Origin of the sequence: Eisenbergiella porci (genome assembly GCF_009696275.1) — a bacterium.
GTDB lineage: Bacteria > Bacillota > Clostridia > Lachnospirales > Lachnospiraceae > Eisenbergiella > Eisenbergiella porci.
Genome location: NZ_VUMI01000065.1, coordinates 1 through 17,524, shown reverse-complemented (window position 1 = coordinate 17,524; position 17,524 = coordinate 1). Strand labels below are relative to the sequence as shown.

Genomic DNA, 17,524 nt, shown 5'->3' with positions numbered 1-17,524 from the left:
GGCTGCCGTCAATCAAATTCTTGTGTGTTACTTTACCGCACATGAACATTGGCACCGGGATTATCATTTCCGTAGCCTTCGAGGAGGTTGATGACACCCCAGATACCGAGACCAGCGCCCAGAGCGATAACGAGAGTTTTCAGCACAGTGATAGCCTGAGTAAAAAATTCCATAAATTATAGTTAGCCGGAATCATTTGAAAAGTTTGATTTAGTCATTCATAGGCATACAAAAGCCGGAGCAATCTGCCGCCCGGTTTCCGGGGGCTGATTCCGGCTGTCCTCCTTTTTTCATTATTTTTTGGTGATTGTCCGCTTTGTACGCCAATGACCCCATCCGGGGCGGTTGAGGCGGGTAGATACGATCACTCCTTTCACAGCGGAACAGATTTACGCGCCCTCCGCGTCTACTTCGTACACGTCGTAGATTTCGTTGGGCTTGAGTTTCAGCCGGGCGGACAGAAACGCCTCAATGTCAAAGGCGTTCTTGGGGTCCGCGTCGGCGGTGTACGGGTAATTGGGGTGCTTAGTGATGTCGTACTTGTCCGACAAAAACGGGCGAACACCACGCAGCTGGAGGATGCACTTGCCGCCGTCCATAACGGCCAGTTCATCCTGGCTCATAAGCTCTTTGCCACAATGTCAAGTGATGAATTAAGAAAATAAACATACAGCCATCTTCTCCACAAAGAAAAATAAATCACTGTCGATTCCAGTGTAGATAAATTTTCTTTTGCTTTCTTCATAAGGAACTTTTCTGTGTTCAAATTGACTTTTATGTCCCCGTATTGTAAACTATGATTAGTTGCCGCTAACCATATAAAAGCGTCATCTGGAGGTGTATCAGCTACGACAGAACTTCAATATTTAAAGCAAGATAAGAAAATTCCGGGCAAGGAACCTTTTATTACTTATGTAGATTATCAGGCGGGCGATGCCCCTGCTGATATGTGGGTATATGATATTTTTTCGGGCGTACAGTTAATGGTGGTTGATTTTGCTATCGAAAGCTGTTTTCGTGGAAGCGGAAAAGAAAATGTGATTGGAATTAATCATTGCGAAAAAGGTAGATATGAGTGCGCTTTCGATAATAAGAGCTATATCTATTTAGGAGAAGGAGATATTGCGATTAACAGTCAACTGCATCCTCCGGTTGCTTCTTCTTTTCCTTTAAAATATTTTTACGGCTCTACCATTCTGCTTTTTCCGGAAATCATGAAAAGGGGACACGAATTACAGGCTTTTCAAATCAGCGCAGAGAAAATAGTTGAAAAATATTCTCTCAATACAGAATGCCATGTATATCGCTGGAATGCGGAAATAGAGCATGTATATCAGGAGTTATATGCACATTTGACACTTCCGCATCCATCGTTGCCATTTTTGAGATTAAAGGTGTTGGAGCTGCTTTATCATTTTCAGTCAAAGCAAATTGTTTTTGAAGAAAATCGGGAGTATCTTTCAGGGGCAACTGTGGAGCGTATTAAACATGTAAAAGAGCATTTACTGCAGGACATGACGCAGAGAACAAATTTGAAGGAGTTGGCTTTGGAGCATGGTTTAAGCCTGACGCAGCTGAAAGATGGCTTTCGGCAAGTGTATGGAGAATCTCCTTATGCGTATTTGCGGAATTACAAAATGCATCAGGCTGCGCAGCTGCTGCGTCAGACTGATCAGAAAATCAGTGAGATTGCACTAATGATGGGGTATGAGAATCCAAGCAAGTTTTCAGAAGCATTTTACGCCGTGATCGGATGTAAACCCAAAGCCTATCGTAAGACGCAAAAATCAAGTAATACGGTGTAGCCAAAGCAAAATCAATAGGAACGAAAGATTCGGTGATGCTGTCTTTTGATAGCGTCACTTTTTGGCTTTTTGGAGCATTTTTGCAATTTTTCGGCTTTTTAGAGTAGAAGTAAATCGGGATAATTGCTATAATGCAGGAGTTAGCAACAACTAACCAATAATAATGAAAAGGTAGGTATCTATATGAAAACAAAACTTACGACAAAAGATTTAATTGCCGCAGGAGCTTTCGGCGCGATTTATCTGGTAATCCTGACCGTCCTGTCATCATTGGTTCTGCCCATTGTTCCGGTTCTCTTTTTAGCAACTCCACTGATTGCCGGCATCGTTCTGGGTACAGTATATATGCTGTATGCGACAAAGGTTCAAAAGAAAGGCGCAATCTTGATATTGGCTGTGTTGGTGGGACTGATTACTTCTATGTCAACATTTTATCCGCTGCTGTTTTCCGTTATCTGGGGAATCCTTGCGGAAGTGATTGCTTCCAGGAAAGAGAGAAAATCTGCCGGTATGCTGGCTGCAAGCTATGTTGTATTCAACATGACTTCAATGGGCCCGTTTTTTGCGATTATCCTCGCAAAGGAAGCGTTTCTTGAAAATTGTGCAACCTATTATGGTGCAGATTATGCTGCAACATTGAACACCCTGACGCCTAATTGGATTGTTGTGGTTCTGATCGCATTTGCGCTGATCGGCGGTCTTCTGGGTGGTCTCCTTGGAAAGCGCATTCTGAAAAAGCATTTTGAGAAAGCGGGAATTACTGCGTGATGGCGCGGAGTAATCCGACTGGCATGTTAGATCCGAGGAGCAAGCTTGCAGTCTTTGTCGCAGTTTGCTTCTCGGTTTTTTCGGGCTTGTCGTACATACAGGAAATATCGTTGCTTGCATTATGCGTGGTTACCTTGCTTCTTTGCCGCAAATGGAAACGGGCATTTTATATCAGTGTTCTCTTTCTTGCCATGCTACTTTCGGATTTGTATGTTGTACCGCATTTAACCGGTGTATCAAGGAACATTACGACATCCATCTGCCATGTTTTGCGTTTTATTCTTCCCCTGTTTGCGTCCTTTTATCTTGTTACAAGGACGACAAAAATTGGAGCATATATATCCGCACTGACCAAAATGCATATGCCGTCCGAGATTGTGATACCACTGGCAGTAATGTTTCGTTTTGTTCCCACGATTCAGGAAGAATGGCAAATGGTAAATCAAGCGCTCCGCTTGAGGGGGCTGGCATGGAACTGGCACAACGTTTTTACTCGGCCTATCCATATGCTGGAGTATATGATGGTTCCTTTTTTGATGCAAAGCTCCGTTGTGGTGGACGAAATGTCAGCCGCTGTGATGGCAAGAGGATTTGACCGTGACACACGCCGCAGCAGCTACATAGAGGTAAAATTGTCATTTCTGGACTGGTGCATCGTTGTCGTATCTGCCGGAATATTGGCATGGAACCTGATTGTTTGAAGGAGGGAACTATGATTACCTTTGATGATGTCAGCTTTACATATCAAGGCAGTATTTCAGACGGATCAGAACCACCGGTTCTCCGGCATATTCATTTTCATGCAGAACGTGGCGAATGTATCGTATTATGCGGCAAAAGCGGATGCGGGAAAACGACAATGCTACGCATGGTCAATGGTCTTGTTCCTCATTTTTATCAAGGATGTCTGGAGGGAGACATTACTGTTGGAAACGTCAATATAAAGGAGGCGTCTCTTCCTCAGATTGCCGCCGTTGCAGGCAGCGTGTTTCAGAATCCAAGGACGCAGTTTTTCCATCTGGATACGACCGGAGAAATGGCGTTCAATATGGAAAATTTGAATGTCCCGCATGACAAAATGGTAGAACGCTTAAAGGAAACTGCCTGGAAGTTGGATATACAGGCTTTGATGGATCGAGATATTTTTCAACTATCCGGTGGGGAAAAGCAGCAAATTGCATGTGGTTCCGTGTATGCCTCTATGCCTGCGGTCATCGTTATGGATGAACCATCCTCAAATCTGGACATGGAAAGCATCCGAAAGCTGCAAGACCTGATCAGAACCATGAAGGACGAAGGAAAGACGATTCTAATCTCCGAACACCGTTTATGGTATTTGGAAGATATTGCAGACAGGTATGTTCTGTTGAATGACGGACAGATAGAACATGAATTTACAGGGGATGAAATCCTGACGCTATCATCCCGAAAGCTTGAGCAGGCAGGCTTACGAGCAGTACGCCCTGAACAGATCTGGAATACGGGGAGACACACGATCAAGCAGAAGAATGACTTGGATGAAACAGCTTTTCTTGAAATAGAGGGGCTTCAGTTTTCACGTCAAATGAAGCAAGTATTGGATATAAACAGATTGGCGATTCCCAAAGGGGCAATCGTAGCGGTTATTGGAGAAAATGGTGCAGGAAAATCAACATTTGCGCTTTGTCTTTGCGGACTGCTAAAGCATCATGGAACCGTGCGGATCAATGGAGAACGAATTCCAAATAAAAAGCTGTCGGAGCAAACTTATCTGGTAATGCAGGAGCCCGGTCATCAGTTGTTCAGTGATTCCGTACTGGGCGAACTGATGCTGAATAATGGAACGATTACAGAGACTGAAGCAGCAGATGTTTTGGAAAAAATAGGGCTGGCAGGATTGGGAAAACGCCATCCGGGTGCTCTGTCAGGCGGTCAACAGCAGCGGCTTTCTCTTGGTGTTGCATTATGCATGAATCGAAAAATTATGCTGTATGACGAACCCACAAGCGGACAGGATGGTAGCAATCTGATGAGAACCGCAAAAATGATCCGGGAAGCAAACGAAAAGGCTTTTTGCAGTATGATGATCACGCATGATCCGGAACTGATCCTGCGCTGCGCTACGCATATTCTTCATATCCATTCAGGCGAAATAAAAAAATTTACGAAATTGGATGAAAGGGGGATACTTTATATGAAAAAGGTGTTTGGAGAAAATTCACAAACAGAAAAACCGTTAAAAACAGGAATCCCGCGGCTGCTTGAATTCTCCGGAAAATACAGAGGACTTTTCAGTGTGTCTCAGATATTGGCAGGATTTAGTTCTTTGTTATTACTGGCACCCTTCCTGTGTATTTATTTTGCTGCAAGAGAATTACTCGTTGGTATGTCGGGCAGCGGATACGACACAGTACATATGCTGCAATGGGGGATATGGGCGCTTGTGTTCGAGCTGGCTGGGTTAGCTGTCAACTTCATTGCGCTTCTCTGCTCCCATGTTGGAGCATTCCATACAGAAAAGAATCTGAAAATGGCAGTGCTTCGTCATCTTTCTGAAATGCCGTTGGGTTATTTTGAAGAAAATCCCGGCGGAAAATTAAGGAAGATTATTGATGAGAACAGCGCTCAGGTGGAAGGCTATCTGGCACATCAGATGCCCGATCTTGTGGGCGCACAGGTAACAACAGTTGTCGGGCTTATATTAATGCTTGCGATTGACTGGCGAATTGGCTTGCCATTGATTCTGCTTCTGATTGCCGGTTTTGCCTGCCAGATGACCATGATGGGCGAAAAAACCATGAGCTTTATGAAACGGTATCAGGACGCACAGGAAGAAATGAACCACGAGGCGGTGGAATTTGTACGGGGAATATCGGTTATCAAGGTTTTTGGACAATCCGCCTATTCCATAAGAAAATTCCGGGACGCAATTACTGCATACCGTGATGACGCTCTTGCTTTTACAATGGCGTGCAAACCGGGATATGTCGGATTTAATACGATTGTAAACTCCTCTTTTTTGGTACTTGTCCCGGCAGCGCTAATAGGGATGACGTTTTCAGGTGATACCGTTGCTTTTGCAGGAAAATTCCTGTTTTATCTGGCGTTCGCTCCGGCCTGCGCTTCTATGCTCAACAAAATTATGTATATGAGCAACTATAAAATGCAGGCAGTAGAATCTATGAGAAGAATAGATACCATACTTCTGGCGAAACCGCAAAAACAGCCAATGCAGCCTGTAAAACCGCAGAGCGGAGATATTTGTTTTGAACATGTGACATTTACCTATCCCACAGGTGAAGCACCTGCAATCACTGATATTAGCTTTATTGCCCGGGCTGGTACTACAACTGCGTTAGTAGGGCACTCAGGCTCCGGAAAGACAACCATTGCCAGCTTGATTCCCCGTTTTTACGATACACAGGAAGGAAGCATCATGATCGGAGGAACGTCGCTGAATCAGATTGAGAGGGAATCTCTGATGAAGCAGGTCGCTTTCGTATTCCAGAATCCCAAATTACGGAAAGCAACGCTTGAGGATAATATTCGCGGCGGTTGTCATGATGCAGACAGGGATGCAATTCTTCGTGCGGCACATCTGGCTCAATGTGATGATATTTTAAAAAAACTGCCGGATGGTCTTGACAGTGTAGTCGGGAAAAAGGGCGTATACTTGTCCGGTGGCGAGGTACAACGGATTGCTATTGCCAGAGCAATACTAAAAAATGCGCCTATCCTTGTATTAGATGAAGCCACAGCATTCGCTGATCCAGAAAACGAGGTACAGCTCCAGAAAGCTCTCACGGAACTGCAAAAGGGGAAAACAGTTATTATGGTTGCGCATCGTTTGAGTACCGTACAAAATGCGGATCAGATTTTAGTAATGAAAGAAGGAAACATTGTAGAGCGGGGAACACATGAAACATTGTTGGAACTGCACGGAGAATATGCCCATATGTGGGAGAATTATAATCAGTCTATTTCGTGGAAAATTGCAAAGGAGGTGCGATCATGCTAAAAGAAACGCTTGCTCTCAGTGACAAAGGCACACGGGATTTAAAAAAAGGTATCGTTGCGACAGCGGTGGCGCATCTCTGTGTCATGCTGCCTGTTTCCTTGCTGATGACTGTGACAATGGCGTTGATTGATAAAACGGTCGGTCGTGGCGGCGCAGAATTAAATATTCCGTTTATCCTTTTATTATGTGCTTTTTTGACTGCGCTTATCTTTGTCACTCAGTGGGTTCAATACAACTTGACCTATAAGGTGGCATATGAGGAAAGCGCTGAGCGCCGGATGTCCCTTGCTGAAAAAATGCGTCGTCTGCCGTTGTCTTTCTTTGGTCAAAGAGATCTATCCGATTTGACAACAACGATGATGGGGGATTGCTCAAAATTGGAACGCATGTTTTCAAATGCGGTACCCGGCTTTTTGGGAACTGTCATCATGTTTATCATTATTTCCTGCGGATTGCTGGTGATTGACTGGCGTATGGGATTGTGTATTATCCTTCCGGTTCCAATTTCTGCACTTGTAGTGCTTGCCGCACGAAAAAAACAAATAAAAGCAGAAGAACGGAATCTGGATGCGCATCGAGCCGCATATGACAGTGTGCAGGAGTATTTAGATGTGATGAAAGAACTGCGCTCGGACGGACTTGAAAAAGCATATCTTGAGGATGTGGACAAAAAGTTAGAGCATGTTGTGTCTTGTGCGTTCCAAAATGAGCTGGCCCCCGGAATCGCCGTGACATTAGCACAATTTTTCTTACGGTTTGGGATTGTGGCGGTATTGCTTGCAGGTGGTCTGATGGTTGTGGATGGAAGCCTTTCGGTTACCATGTTTATTTTATATCTTGTTATAGCCGGGCGTGTATATGAGCCATTTAGTTCATCGTTCATGCTGATGGCGGAAATGATCTTATCTCTTGTCAGTATTAAACGGACAAAACAAATGGAGGCTATCAAGGAGCAGGGCGGGCAGCCTGTCTGCAATAATCAGGGATATGATATTGAATTTCAGGATGTTGTGTTTACCTATCATGCAGATTTGGAGGATACGGCTGTTTCTGGCAGACATGGCGAGCGTGTCCTGAATGGTGTTTCCTTTGTGGCAAAGCAGGGTGAGATTACTGCGCTGGTAGGCCCGTCAGGCGGCGGAAAATCTACCGTTTCCCGGCTGGCGGCAAGATTTTGGGATGCTGATTCCGGCAGGGTTTTATTAGGCGGTGTGGACGTTACTACAGTAGAGCCTGAAACGCTGTTCAAAAATTATTCGATTGTGTTCCAGGAAGTTACTTTGTTTGATCAATCCGTCATGGAAAATATCCGGCTGGGGCGGCAGAATGCCACCGATGAGGAAGTGCTGGCGGCGGCAAGAGCCGCGCAATGCGAGGAGTTCGTATCACGGCTACCAGAAGGCTATCAAAGCGATATCGGAGAAAATGGGTGCATTCTTTCCGGCGGTGAGAGACAGCGTATTTCGATTGCCAGGGCAATCTTAAAGGATGCTCCTGTTGTAATATTGGACGAGGCCACCGCTTCTATGGATGCGGAAAATGAAACCCTTGTACAGCAGGCGTTGTCAGAACTGCTGCAAGGAAAAACTGTGTTGGTGATTGCTCACCGCATGAGGACGATTGCAAATGCGGATAAAGTTGTTGTTTTGGATCACGGACAGGTCGTGGAAATGGGAACGCCAACAGAATTATTAGAAGAAAACGGGTTGTTCCAGCGATTGGTTGCAGCACAAGGCGGACACTTATAAAAATGCAGATATTTGCATGTGCGTTAAATACTCAAACAATTATTCGCAATTTGAACATCACATATTTAGCCAAAATAAAAGGCCCTCCCCTGCATGGGGAGGGCTTCGCTGTTCTTATGCTGCAATCTCCGGGATTTCCCCGACAAAGTTATAAACGATCCTGACTTCCTGCACCTTTTGGCCGTCCACCTTCTTAACCTCGCCAATCAGGATTTTACTGATAAGTCGGTTCAGTACGGACTCGTCCAGTTCCTCAATGGCGGCATAGCGCCGGATTTCCTTGATAAAGGTTCGGACTTCGCTTTCCTGTGCGTCCGCCCGGCTCTGCATCACCGCCAGATCATGCAGGCGCTTCTGGTTGGCTTCCTGCTCCTGTTCCAGCGCCGCCGTCAGCTTCATGAACCGCTGTTCAGTCAGGACGCCTTTGGCCTTATCGGTGTACAGGCTCAAAAACATCCCGTCAATTTCCTGATTCCGGGCTTCCAGCCGTTTCCGTTCCTTCTCTGTCTGGGAAGCGTCCACCAGATACCGGCGCTCCATCCGGCTGCTGAGCCGTTGGTAGAACGCATCGGCGTCCTTCATGGCCTGCTCCGCCAATTCCTGTATATCCTTCAGCACCAGATTGTACAAATCTCTGGCCTCAATCTTGTGGCTGGTACAGGCGTTCTTGCCCAGCCGGTTGTAGGTCTGGCAGATATAGTATGCCCTGTCAATCGGTTCCCGCATCTCGCCGGTAAAACGGTTCTTCCCGGTTCTGCCGACCTTTTCATACCGCACCTGCATGGACTTCCCGCAGGTGGCGCAGTAAACCAATCCGTGGAACAGGTTATAGAAGGGGCAGGCGTTGCCTTTCATAATGGTTGGCCTGCGGTCAATGATTTCCTGCACCTGTTCCCATTCCTCCGGCGTCACAATCGCCTCATGGCAGCCCTCAATGACCTCCCATTCCTCACGGGGGATAATGTCATAAGTGTTGGAGCGGATGCCTTTCTGATGTGTCCGGCAGACAAGATGTGCGCCCTTATAAAAGGGATTCCGCAGGATATGGCTGATCCTTGCGCTCCCCCATGAATAGTAGTTCACGTCACATTCTGTATTGCTTTTTACTCTGGTGATGGGGATTTTATCATCCATGAGCTGCTTTGCGATCCGCATACAGCCCCAGCCGTCCAGTGCCATATCATAGATTTTTCGGATCACCGGCGCTGTTTCCGGGTCAAGGATCAGATGTCCTTTGTCCTCCGGGTCGCGCATCAGGCCAAGAGGCGGCTGCCCGCCGCAGAACTTCCCCTGTCTGGAACGGGTCATGCGTCCCGCCAGCACCTTTTTGGAAATATCCCGGCTGTACATATCGTTCAGAATATTCTTAAAGGGCGTGATGTCCATTTCCTGACGGGTCAGGCTGTCCACGCCGTCTGTGACGGCGATATAGCGCACATTGTGTTTGGGGAAAAAGATTTCGATATAGCTTCCGGCTTCGATATAATTCCTGCCGAGCCTCGATAGGTCTTTCGTGATGACGCAGCCGATTTTCCCCGCCTCAATGTCAGCGATCATGCACTGGAACGAGGGACGATTGAAGTTGCGGCCCGTATAGCCGTCATCCACATAATACTCATACTGGAACATCCCATGCTTTTCTGCGAAGTCCCGGAGCATGAGTTTCTGGTTGCTGATGCTCATACTCTCATTGTCGCCGCCGTCATCCAGAGAAATACGGCAGTAGAGAGCGGTGATTTTTTCATAGACTTGTTTTTTCCTGCTCATAGCGTTCTCCTTCTATGAACAGGGACACGATACCATTATAGTACCATGTCCCCGTCCCTGAATCAACCGTTTTTACGCAGCTTTTTCTGCCATTTCCCGCTGATGACGCCATTCCTCGAAGTGTTCGCAGGTCTGGCGCTCAATGAGCTGCTCAAAGGCTTCCCGCATGGACTTCTCCCCGGAGAACTCCCGCACCACGATAAAACGGACTTTATTTTTTTGCTGCTTGCTTTTTTCCATAGGCTACCTCCATAGAGAGACAGGCCGGACGGCAGCACCGGCAACGAAGTCCGGCAACGAACCTCTAAAAACCTGTAAACTACCGTCTGGCCTGTAAATCTTACTTTGTGAATTTTTTTGAAAAATCTCGTTGCTTTCGTTGCCGGAGATAAAGATAAATAGTAAAATATCCCTTATTTACAGGCTTTTCCCGTATCCAGACAGGGAAATCCCCGGCAACGAACCCGGCAACCAAGTGACAACCACCCCGGCAACAGGCCGATGGTTTTATGCGATCCACTCCTTCGGAAGTTCCATCTGGCGGCATTCTTCCTCACTCAGCTCCACAAATCCATCTTCGTTGCCGGGCAGTTCGTTGCCGGAGGCGATCCGCTCCCAGCCCTTCTGCCTGCCGTATCCGGCGAACATCCTCGGATTGGAGAACGGCTTCCAGCCAGTCACCACCGTGTTCATGATCTCGTTGATATTGTGAAGCTGCCACCGCTTCGGCTCGTCATAGGTGTGGCCCAGCGCCTCCTTGAAAAGCTGTTTGGAGCAGACCATGCTGCCGGTGTAGTGTTCCAGAAAGCCCTGTATCTGCCCGGCCTCCGTGTCCTCCGGCATGAAATCCTTCTGCACCTCCACAAGCTGCCTCTGGATGGACTTGCTGAATTTCATGGAATAGTGGCCGCTGCGGTAAACCGTCATGGCCTCCGCCCAGACCTGCAAAAGATAGGCTCTGGAAGCGTCCTCGTCCTCCAAGATGTGAACCTCCGCATTCTCCGGATAAATCATGATGGGAAGGAAACGCCGGTTCCCGGCCCGGTCAAGGGGCAGGAAGTCCAGCGTGTTGGAAGAACCGCCGAACACGCACTGTCGCAGCCGGTCTTTGGGCTGGGCCTCATAGGGTGTGCGGTAGGTTTCCTTCTGGCGGCTGATAAACGAGCGGATTTCCTCAATGCTTTTGGCGCTGCTGGTCGCCAGCATCTCCGACATTTCAATGATCCAGTGGCCTTGCAACTTCAAAAACACCCGGTCATCATCCAGCTTTTTCAGGTCATCGGAAAACCACTCGTCCCGGATCGCAAGCAGACGGAAGAAGCTGGACTTGCCAGCCCCCTGTCCGCCCACCAGACAAAGCATTTCCTCATATTTGGAGCCGGGAGAAAACACCCGCCGGATAGCGCCCAGCAGAAAGTGCTTTAACATTTCCTCCACATAGTCGCTGACCTCTGCACCTAAGAAGTGATGGAGACAGGATCGGATACGAGGCGTCCCGTCCCATACAAGGCCGTTCAGTACGTCCTGTATGGGATGGTAGCAGTTTTCATTCGCCACAATGGACAGGGCCGCTGTCATTTTCTTCTCGCTGGTCAGGCCGTAGTTCTGCTCAAAATAGAGAAGCAGATACTTCACGTCCGTATCCGTCAGGGCGCTGGTGTTCCTGCGCCAGCCCAAATCCCGCACGATGTCCACCCGGTCAGTCAGGAGGTTCAGCCGTATGGCGTCCCGCAGCAGCGGGTCATGGCAGAACACCGTCCGGCAGTTGCCGATAGTGTTAGCGGGTTGGCCTTTTTCCGTGACAGAAAGGCTTTCCCGCACCTCGTCAACGCTCTGCTCCGGCGCTAAAGCTTCGGCTGCGCTCATGACGGCCTGCCGGGTGGCTGGCGGTAAACTCTGATATTCGCTGCTCAATCTTCCTCACCTCTTTTCCATACTCAGCGACCACGCAGGCCCGTTCCTCCATACTGCCGGACAGCAGAATATCCAGCAGATACTCCGTGTACGGCTTTTTTTGCAGGGCCTCCACAAACAGCGGGTTCCATGCTTCCTCCGGCGTCTGCGGGGCATATTCCTTCTCCCAGCGTTCCAGCAGATGCAGGTAATCGCACAACACCCGGAAACATTTCTGTTCCGCCTGCCGGTAGCGCAGTTCCTCGCTGATTTTTCGCTTGACCGGCTTCCTGCGGGGCGGGTCATGGCCTTTAGCGTCAAAGCCGACCGAGAAATCCTCCGCCAGCTTCAAGGCCGCATCTTTCTTGTTCAGCCCGAACAGACGGGCGGTAAAATCAATCACATCCCCGTCCGCCTGACAGCCGAAGCAGTGGAACCGGCGGTCAACCTTCATGCTGGGATGTTTGTCATCATGGAAGGGACAGCAGGCCATCCCGTTCCTGCCGAGCTGTATCCCATAAGATTCCGCAGCCTGCCTTGTGGGGACAGCCTGCTTCACCGCTTCAAACACATTCGATTTTCTCACCTCCAGACAGAGAAAAAGGCATCCGGTTTCCGCAGAAAATCAGATGCCTCATAACTCCATATCGTTCTTTTTGTTTGGGGCGATCCGCCCCTCACGTTCCCAACGCTCCCGGTTATCCCGGTCAGCGTTGATCTTTGCCTTTGCCAGCTTATCCATAATGGATTCTTTGGCTTTCTTCTTGATCTGCTCCTTCCCGGCCTGCTTGACCTCCGGCTGCATCAGCGTCCGCTGGATTTTCGCCAGAGCGTGCTGCATGGCGTTTTTGATTTTGGTAATAACCCCATCCAGCCGGGCGGCGGCATACTCACGTTCCTTCTTTGAGGCCTTGCGCTCCGGCGAAAGCACCCACTTTTTTGATTCCTCCACCAGACGAATATCTTCCTTGTGCGTCTCCTGCCGGACGGTATCGGTCACGACCTCCACCGCCTTGTCGTAAGCCGCATCGGAAACATCATCTAACAGTGTCTCCACATCCTCGATTCTGAGGGTCAGTTCTTCCAGCTTCTGCTCCTGCGCCGCAAGCTGCTCCTTCTGTTTCATCAGGATATAATCCTGCTTTTCCAGATAGTCCCGCCCGCCGTAAGACGGCTCCTGATCCAGCTGCAGCCCATGCCGTCTGGCGATGTCAAACAGGAGCGTCCGGCAGACCGCATCAAAGGTCTGCTTGCGGTTGTTGTTCCGGCCTTTGGGCTTCTCCGGGTTGGGGAGAGGGATGCCCAGTTCTTCCAGCGCCTTTTCCTGCTGGGGACACAGTTCCCCGTAGCGGTTCTCACAATCAAAGACGTGCCGCTCATGGATGTGGGGCGTCCCCTCGTCCAGATGGAGCGCCCAGTCTAAGATGTGGATATGGGAACCGAAGCGACGCTCAAATTCCTCATAAAACTCATTGACGATGGAAAAGAGCGTATCCGGCGGGACGGATTCTCCCATCGTGCCGATCTGGTAGATGCTTTCCTCCGGGCAGGTCTTGTTGTTTTTCAGCAAGTCCTCCACGGTGCGGTTGCGCTCCATGTGCCGGGTTTTCTCATTCCGGGCGTTCTGGGCCTCCACATGGCCGCCGTAATGCTCGTAGTAGTACATCCGCTCGATTTCCTCAAAGCTGAAATCCGGCTGCTCCGAGTTCTCCCGGAACTCGTGTGTCGTAAAGCCCCGGTAGCAGTCCCAGTAGACATTTTGCCTTGCCCGTTCTGCGTCAATGTGTTCGCTGTTTTCCACATCGAACCGGCGGTCATTGTGACGGGGATTGTAAGTGCCATGCTTGCCGGAGCGTCCATTGTGTCGTGTCAGTTTCAAACAGATTTCCTCCTTCCTGCGAAGATGCTGCGGGGTCGGGGAAGGGCGGCGAAGCCGCAAATCCTGCGAATTTTGCGTCAGGTAATACCCAGTACGAGTTGACGCAGGCATCAACTCTCCCTGGGCAAGGCGCTTCGCCCTTGACCCGATGGGGCTGCCGCCCTCAACCCGCCAAGGCACTTCGTCCTTGACCCGATAATGGCTGCCGCCCTTAACCTGCCAATGGGCGTTGCCCCTCGACCCCAACAAAGGGCTGGCTGCCCTCTGTACTCCCGCACCGGCGAAGCTGGCTTCCACCGCAGGAGCGGTTTTTGCCAGTTTCACCGGCTCCGTATCCGCACATTTGCTCCCATAAGCGGGAAGTGGATCGGAATACGCCTGCGGGGATTGCCGGTCAAAACATCGGGTGCAGACCCGTCATTTTTCCCGTAAGCGCCCCGATTTCAGGCGATTTTTTCTTCCGCTGCCACCACCTGAAAGCCATGCTCCTTTGCGTACTCCCTTGCGGTGGCTTTCCGTTCCTCGCTGTACGGCGGCACCAGCCGGATCGACAGCCGGGACTTATCCAACACATAGGTCACGCTGCCCTCCGGCGTGCTGCGCTCCAACCGGCACAACAGCGGGTACTTCCGGCTGAACTCCGCCAGCCTGCGCTTCAAGCTGGCATTGAAGGTGTAGACGCTGGCAAGGTTCTCTGCCTCGTTCCAGTTGATGATGGTTTCTTTCTCATACTTAGACAGCTTCCTCATATAAATCCTCCTCATAATCAGTGTAAGATTTCAGCACACGCAGGCTGCGCTTGAGACGGCGGTACTCGTCCATCTCCATGCGCAGATGATGGTAAAAAGCCTCGTACCAGCTTTCGTCCACCTCCGTCTCCACCTTTCGGGCCAGCCCCAGCATCCGGCATTTGGCCTCCGGGTCAACCGCCAGGGCCGTCAGCCATTTCAGCCGTGTCACCGTATTGTGGTGGCTGGGACAGCCGTAAGCGTAGAGAATCTTCTTTTCTTTCATACTCAGTGTCATAATGATTTCCTCAATTTCTTTGCTGCGGAGCCATGCGCCCCGCATGATAAATTTGTTTCCTGTCCGCCGGTCTGCCTGCAAGCCGCTCCTGCCCGGAATTTCTCCCGGCGTATCGGCCTCTTTGGTGCGCTCGATCTCTGTCCTGGCGTCACTTCCCCGGAGGCCATACCCCTTGCAGCCGGTCATTCAATTTTCAAGGTTCTGTGCCTGTCTGCAAGAACCAGTTTACCGAAAAAAGAGGCTCTTTCCCGTATATCCAAAACGTCGGAAAAACGCTCGAAATCCGCATATTTCCACGCTTATGGAATCGTGCTATAATGAAGGTAATCACTGAAAAACAATAACGAGAGGGGGCTTTAGATGTACGCAAAGCTGTCAATCCCGGAGCGGCTCAAAGACCTGCGGGTGGTGGACAGGCACCTGACGCTGGAACAGCTGGCGGAGCAGACGGGGCTGTCCAGATCGGCGCTGGGAAAATATGAAAGCGATGATTATAAGGACATCAGCCCGTTTGCGATTGCAACGCTGGCGGAATTTTATGGTGTGTCCACTGACTATCTGATGGGGCTGTCCGAAAATAAAAATCACCCAAATACAGAGCTTCACTCTCTGCATCTGAGTGACGATATGGTAGAACTTCTGAGTAGCAGCAGGATCAACAACCGGCTTCTCTGCGAACTGGCCACACATCCGAACTTTCAGCGGCTTATGACCGATATGGAAATCTTCATTGACCGGATTGCCGATATGCGGGTGGAGCAGATGAACCTGATCCTCGAAGCCACCCGGCAGACCGTCATCAACAGCCATGCGCCGGGAGAGAATGACCTTTATATGCGGACGCTGGAATTAGGGCAGATACAGGAAAGCGACTTTTTCAGCCATGTCCTGCATGACGATCTGGACAGCATTGTCCGGGACATACGGGAGGCACATCTAAAAGACAAGACCACCGCTGACCCGCAGCCCACGCTGGAGGACGTCAAGGAACAATTTGAACAGGCCGCCCAGCAGGGCAGCGATGTGGAAATGCTGATCCATGAATTCTGCGATAAGTTACAGATACCCTTTGAGAAGATTTCCTCAGAGGATTTCTCAGCCTTCCTGCGGATACTGAGCCTGTCCAAGATGCTCAAAAATCCCAACAATATGAGAGGAAAGGCCAGCCCTATCCCGCCCAATCGGAAGGCCAGACGTAAGCGGAAGTAAAAAGAGCCGCCCGCCGGATAATCCCAGTGAGTGGCTCTAAAGATGATGTTGTTACTTCATGGGTTCTGTAGTTTTGATGTATGGTAAATATATTTCCATAACGGAATCCGTGACACCGCTTTTATAAATCTTGCGGATGTCCGTGACCGTTCCCGCCGATGCGTGTTTCAGGTAGTCAAGCAATTCTTTCCGGCTATTAGCAAAATGGCAATACTGGCCTTTCGTACGTTCAATGCGGTATCTCATAGCGCCTCCTATCTGTACACGAGTTCTGCGAGAATAATTTCCTCTGCCCGGCTGCGGATGCTGTTCATGGCCCCGACCCATGCAAGCTGGTCATGGGCTTTCAGTTCCTCATTGACGCCCTCCGCCTCCTGCATCTGCGAGACGATACACGCCAGCCGGTCAGCGGCCTGTTCGTTCAGGTCAGCAAGATATGCCCAGAGTTTTCCTGACAGAAGCAGTTCATTGTACTGGACGGGCCGGTGTTCTTGCAGAAACGATTTATGCATCCGGCCCCACCGCCCAATGGGGCGGCTTTCCTCCGGCAGCTTCAGGTCAGGGATGTAGTAGTCTCCCACCAGCGTGTAGCTGATGCCGTTTTGGTGGATTTTCTTTGATAAATGCTCCATGTTCGACCTCCTGTATTCAGTTTTTCAGAATCCAGTTGATCGTGTCCCTGTTCATGTAAAATTCAAGGCAACTGAACTCGTCACCATGAATTATGGCATATCTTTGCCGAGCTTCTGGTAGTTGAGAGAGTGGGAAGTTTCACGCCCACGGTTCTCGCCGGTGTTGTAGGTGTCGATGGTCTCCTTTCCCAGCACAGCGGCCAGCTCCTTGAGGGTAGTCGGCTCCTTGCCGCCCAGGAAGATGGAGGTATCCATGTTGCCGATGATGGTATCGGCATTGTCCTTATAGATGGCTTTCAGCTGGGACTGTGCCTGCAAGACCAGACAAGCGGAGATCTCACGGCTGCGGATGGTGGCGACCAGTTTTTCCAGTTTGGGAATCTGGCCGATGTTGGCACACTCGTCAATGAGGCAGCGCACATGGACCGGAAGCCGCCCACCGTACACATCATCCGCCTTTTCGCAGAGCAGGTTGAACAGCTGGGTGTAGCACATGGAGATCAGGAAGTTAAAGCTATCGTCCGTGTCGCTCATAATGAGGAACAGGGCCGTTTTCCGGTCTCCCAGGGTATCCAGCTCCAGCTCGTCGTATGCTGTAACCTCCCGCAGTTCGGCAATATCGAACACGGCAAGGCGCGCACCACAGGAAATCAGGATCGACTTGGCTGTTTTTCCAGAAACGAATTGTCAAGGACTTTTTAATCAAGTTTACAAAGAAGTCACATTCTGCGGACTTCTTCACGGAGCAGACGCTTGATTTTGTCCTCCATCGTCTCTTTGGCGGTCTCGCTGAAATGGAC

Annotated in this window: 16 protein-coding genes and 3 pseudogenes; 6 read left to right on the top strand and 13 right to left on the bottom strand. The window is 49.7% G+C overall.

Annotation, left to right across the window (positions count from 1 at the left end):
- Positions 1 to 50: 50 nt before the first annotated feature.
- Both FYJ45_RS25360 and FYJ45_RS25355 read right to left on the bottom strand, forming a co-directional pair.
- Positions 51 to 173, bottom strand: a pseudogene (locus tag FYJ45_RS25360) (Maff2 family mobile element protein); the annotation flags it as partial.
- A 216-nt stretch (positions 174 to 389) separates the two neighbouring features.
- Positions 390 to 635, bottom strand: a pseudogene (locus tag FYJ45_RS25355) (VirD4-like conjugal transfer protein, CD1115 family); the annotation flags it as partial.
- 312 nt (positions 636 to 947) lie between these two features.
- Between FYJ45_RS25355 and FYJ45_RS25350 the strand changes: the two are divergent.
- The 5 genes from FYJ45_RS25350 to FYJ45_RS25330 all read left to right on the top strand — a co-directional run bounded on the left by FYJ45_RS25350 (position 948) and on the right by FYJ45_RS25330 (position 8,318).
- A complete protein-coding gene (locus FYJ45_RS25350; RefSeq protein ID WP_008978098.1) occupies positions 948 to 1,805 on the top strand; it encodes a helix-turn-helix domain-containing protein in 858 nt (285 codons plus the stop codon).
- Between the two features lie 183 nt (positions 1,806 to 1,988).
- On the top strand, positions 1,989 to 2,573 hold the full coding sequence (locus FYJ45_RS25345) for an MptD family putative ECF transporter S component (protein ID WP_008978099.1): 585 nt from the start codon (positions 1,989 to 1,991) through the stop codon (positions 2,571 to 2,573).
- A complete protein-coding gene (locus FYJ45_RS25340; protein ID WP_020990933.1) occupies positions 2,573 to 3,274 on the top strand; it encodes an energy-coupling factor transporter transmembrane component T in 702 nt (233 codons plus the stop codon). The genes FYJ45_RS25345 and FYJ45_RS25340 overlap by 1 nt, the downstream gene beginning before the upstream one ends.
- An 11-nt stretch (positions 3,275 to 3,285) precedes the next feature.
- Positions 3,286 to 6,570 (top strand): energy-coupling factor transporter ATPase, encoded by a 3,285-nt coding sequence (locus FYJ45_RS25335; RefSeq protein ID WP_008978101.1) that lies wholly within the window; start codon positions 3,286 to 3,288, stop codon positions 6,568 to 6,570.
- Positions 6,564 to 8,318, top strand: coding sequence for an ABC transporter ATP-binding protein (locus tag FYJ45_RS25330; RefSeq protein ID WP_008978102.1), 1,755 nt, complete (start codon positions 6,564 to 6,566; stop codon positions 8,316 to 8,318). Before FYJ45_RS25335 ends, FYJ45_RS25330 begins: the two co-directional genes overlap by 7 nt.
- A 114-nt stretch (positions 8,319 to 8,432) precedes the next feature.
- Here the strand turns inward: FYJ45_RS25330 and FYJ45_RS25325 are convergent, their stop codons facing one another.
- From FYJ45_RS25325 to FYJ45_RS32425, 7 genes are all read right to left on the bottom strand, one after another.
- The gene (locus FYJ45_RS25325; RefSeq protein WP_154467868.1) at positions 8,433 to 10,085 is read right to left on the bottom strand and encodes a recombinase family protein; all 1,653 of its coding nucleotides are present in this window, start codon (positions 10,083 to 10,085) and stop codon (positions 8,433 to 8,435) included.
- 72 nt (positions 10,086 to 10,157) lie between these two features.
- Complete coding sequence (locus FYJ45_RS29860) at positions 10,158 to 10,325, bottom strand: hypothetical protein (RefSeq protein ID WP_195841982.1); 168 nt, start codon at positions 10,323 to 10,325, stop codon at positions 10,158 to 10,160.
- Between the two features lie 267 nt (positions 10,326 to 10,592).
- Positions 10,593 to 11,951: a virulence-associated E family protein gene (locus FYJ45_RS25320; RefSeq protein WP_008978105.1), complete on the bottom strand. Its 1,359-nt coding sequence runs from the start codon at positions 11,949 to 11,951 to the stop codon at positions 10,593 to 10,595.
- Positions 11,911 to 12,549 (bottom strand): CHC2 zinc finger domain-containing protein, encoded by a 639-nt coding sequence (locus tag FYJ45_RS25315; RefSeq protein WP_330588830.1) that lies wholly within the window; start codon positions 12,547 to 12,549, stop codon positions 11,911 to 11,913. Before FYJ45_RS25315 ends, FYJ45_RS25320 begins: the two co-directional genes overlap by 41 nt.
- Before the next feature lie 63 nt (positions 12,550 to 12,612).
- The gene (locus FYJ45_RS25310) at positions 12,613 to 13,857 is read right to left on the bottom strand and encodes a hypothetical protein (protein ID WP_020990931.1); all 1,245 of its coding nucleotides are present in this window, start codon (positions 13,855 to 13,857) and stop codon (positions 12,613 to 12,615) included.
- A gap of 443 nt (positions 13,858 to 14,300) precedes the next feature.
- Entirely contained in the window at positions 14,301 to 14,606 is a 306-nt protein-coding gene (locus FYJ45_RS25305) for a molecular chaperone (protein ID WP_154467864.1), read from the bottom strand.
- Positions 14,590 to 15,069, bottom strand: a complete 480-nt coding sequence (locus FYJ45_RS32425; RefSeq protein ID WP_235931013.1) for a hypothetical protein — start codon at positions 15,067 to 15,069, stop codon at positions 14,590 to 14,592. Before FYJ45_RS32425 ends, FYJ45_RS25305 begins: the two co-directional genes overlap by 17 nt.
- 174 nt (positions 15,070 to 15,243) lie before the next feature.
- On the opposite strand from FYJ45_RS32425, the gene FYJ45_RS25295 reads away from it, so the two are divergent.
- Positions 15,244 to 16,092 carry a helix-turn-helix domain-containing protein gene (locus FYJ45_RS25295; protein WP_154467860.1) on the top strand — a complete coding sequence of 283 codons (849 nt, stop codon included), beginning with the start codon at positions 15,244 to 15,246 and terminating at the stop codon, positions 16,090 to 16,092.
- A 51-nt stretch (positions 16,093 to 16,143) separates the two neighbouring features.
- Here the strand turns inward: FYJ45_RS25295 and FYJ45_RS25290 are convergent, their stop codons facing one another.
- From FYJ45_RS25290 to FYJ45_RS33440, 4 genes and pseudogenes are all read right to left on the bottom strand, one after another.
- Positions 16,144 to 16,338 (bottom strand): hypothetical protein, encoded by a 195-nt coding sequence (locus tag FYJ45_RS25290; protein ID WP_154467858.1) that lies wholly within the window; start codon positions 16,336 to 16,338, stop codon positions 16,144 to 16,146.
- Positions 16,339 to 16,346: 8 nt separating this feature from the next.
- Positions 16,347 to 16,724: a TnpV protein gene (locus tag FYJ45_RS25285; RefSeq protein WP_154467857.1), complete on the bottom strand. Its 378-nt coding sequence runs from the start codon at positions 16,722 to 16,724 to the stop codon at positions 16,347 to 16,349.
- Between the two features lie 96 nt (positions 16,725 to 16,820).
- Positions 16,821 to 17,411, bottom strand: a pseudogene (locus FYJ45_RS25280) (VirD4-like conjugal transfer protein, CD1115 family); the annotation flags it as partial.
- Between the two features lie 32 nt (positions 17,412 to 17,443).
- Positions 17,444 to 17,494, bottom strand: a complete 51-nt coding sequence (locus FYJ45_RS33440) for a hypothetical protein (RefSeq protein ID WP_456298388.1) — start codon at positions 17,492 to 17,494, stop codon at positions 17,444 to 17,446.
- Positions 17,495 to 17,524 lie beyond the last annotated feature (30 nt).

Excerpts from the sequence above, each read along its gene's own strand:
- FYJ45_RS25345 (WP_008978099.1), top strand. The coding sequence starts at position 1,989 with ATGAAAACAAAACTTACGACAAAAGATTTAATTGCCGCAGGAGCTTTC.
- FYJ45_RS25350 (WP_008978098.1), top strand. The coding sequence starts at position 948 with ATGTGGGTATATGATATTTTTTCGGGCGTACAGTTAATGGTGGTTGAT.
- FYJ45_RS25305 (WP_154467864.1), bottom strand. The coding sequence starts at position 14,606 with ATGAGGAAGCTGTCTAAGTATGAGAAAGAAACCATCATCAACTGGAAC.
- FYJ45_RS25290 (WP_154467858.1), bottom strand. The coding sequence starts at position 16,338 with ATGAGATACCGCATTGAACGTACGAAAGGCCAGTATTGCCATTTTGCT.
- FYJ45_RS29860 (WP_195841982.1), bottom strand. The coding sequence starts at position 10,325 with ATGGAAAAAAGCAAGCAGCAAAAAAATAAAGTCCGTTTTATCGTGGTG.
- FYJ45_RS25330 (WP_008978102.1), top strand. The coding sequence starts at position 6,564 with ATGCTAAAAGAAACGCTTGCTCTCAGTGACAAAGGCACACGGGATTTA.
- FYJ45_RS25325 (WP_154467868.1), bottom strand. The coding sequence starts at position 10,085 with ATGAGCAGGAAAAAACAAGTCTATGAAAAAATCACCGCTCTCTACTGC.
- FYJ45_RS32425 (WP_235931013.1), bottom strand. The coding sequence starts at position 15,069 with ATGACCGGCTGCAAGGGGTATGGCCTCCGGGGAAGTGACGCCAGGACA.
- FYJ45_RS25335 (WP_008978101.1), top strand. The coding sequence starts at position 3,286 with ATGATTACCTTTGATGATGTCAGCTTTACATATCAAGGCAGTATTTCA.
- FYJ45_RS25340 (WP_020990933.1), top strand. The coding sequence starts at position 2,573 with ATGGCGCGGAGTAATCCGACTGGCATGTTAGATCCGAGGAGCAAGCTT.
- FYJ45_RS25295 (WP_154467860.1), top strand. The coding sequence starts at position 15,244 with ATGTACGCAAAGCTGTCAATCCCGGAGCGGCTCAAAGACCTGCGGGTG.
- FYJ45_RS25285 (WP_154467857.1), bottom strand. The coding sequence starts at position 16,724 with ATGGAGCATTTATCAAAGAAAATCCACCAAAACGGCATCAGCTACACG.
- FYJ45_RS25320 (WP_008978105.1), bottom strand. The coding sequence starts at position 11,951 with ATGAGCGCAGCCGAAGCTTTAGCGCCGGAGCAGAGCGTTGACGAGGTG.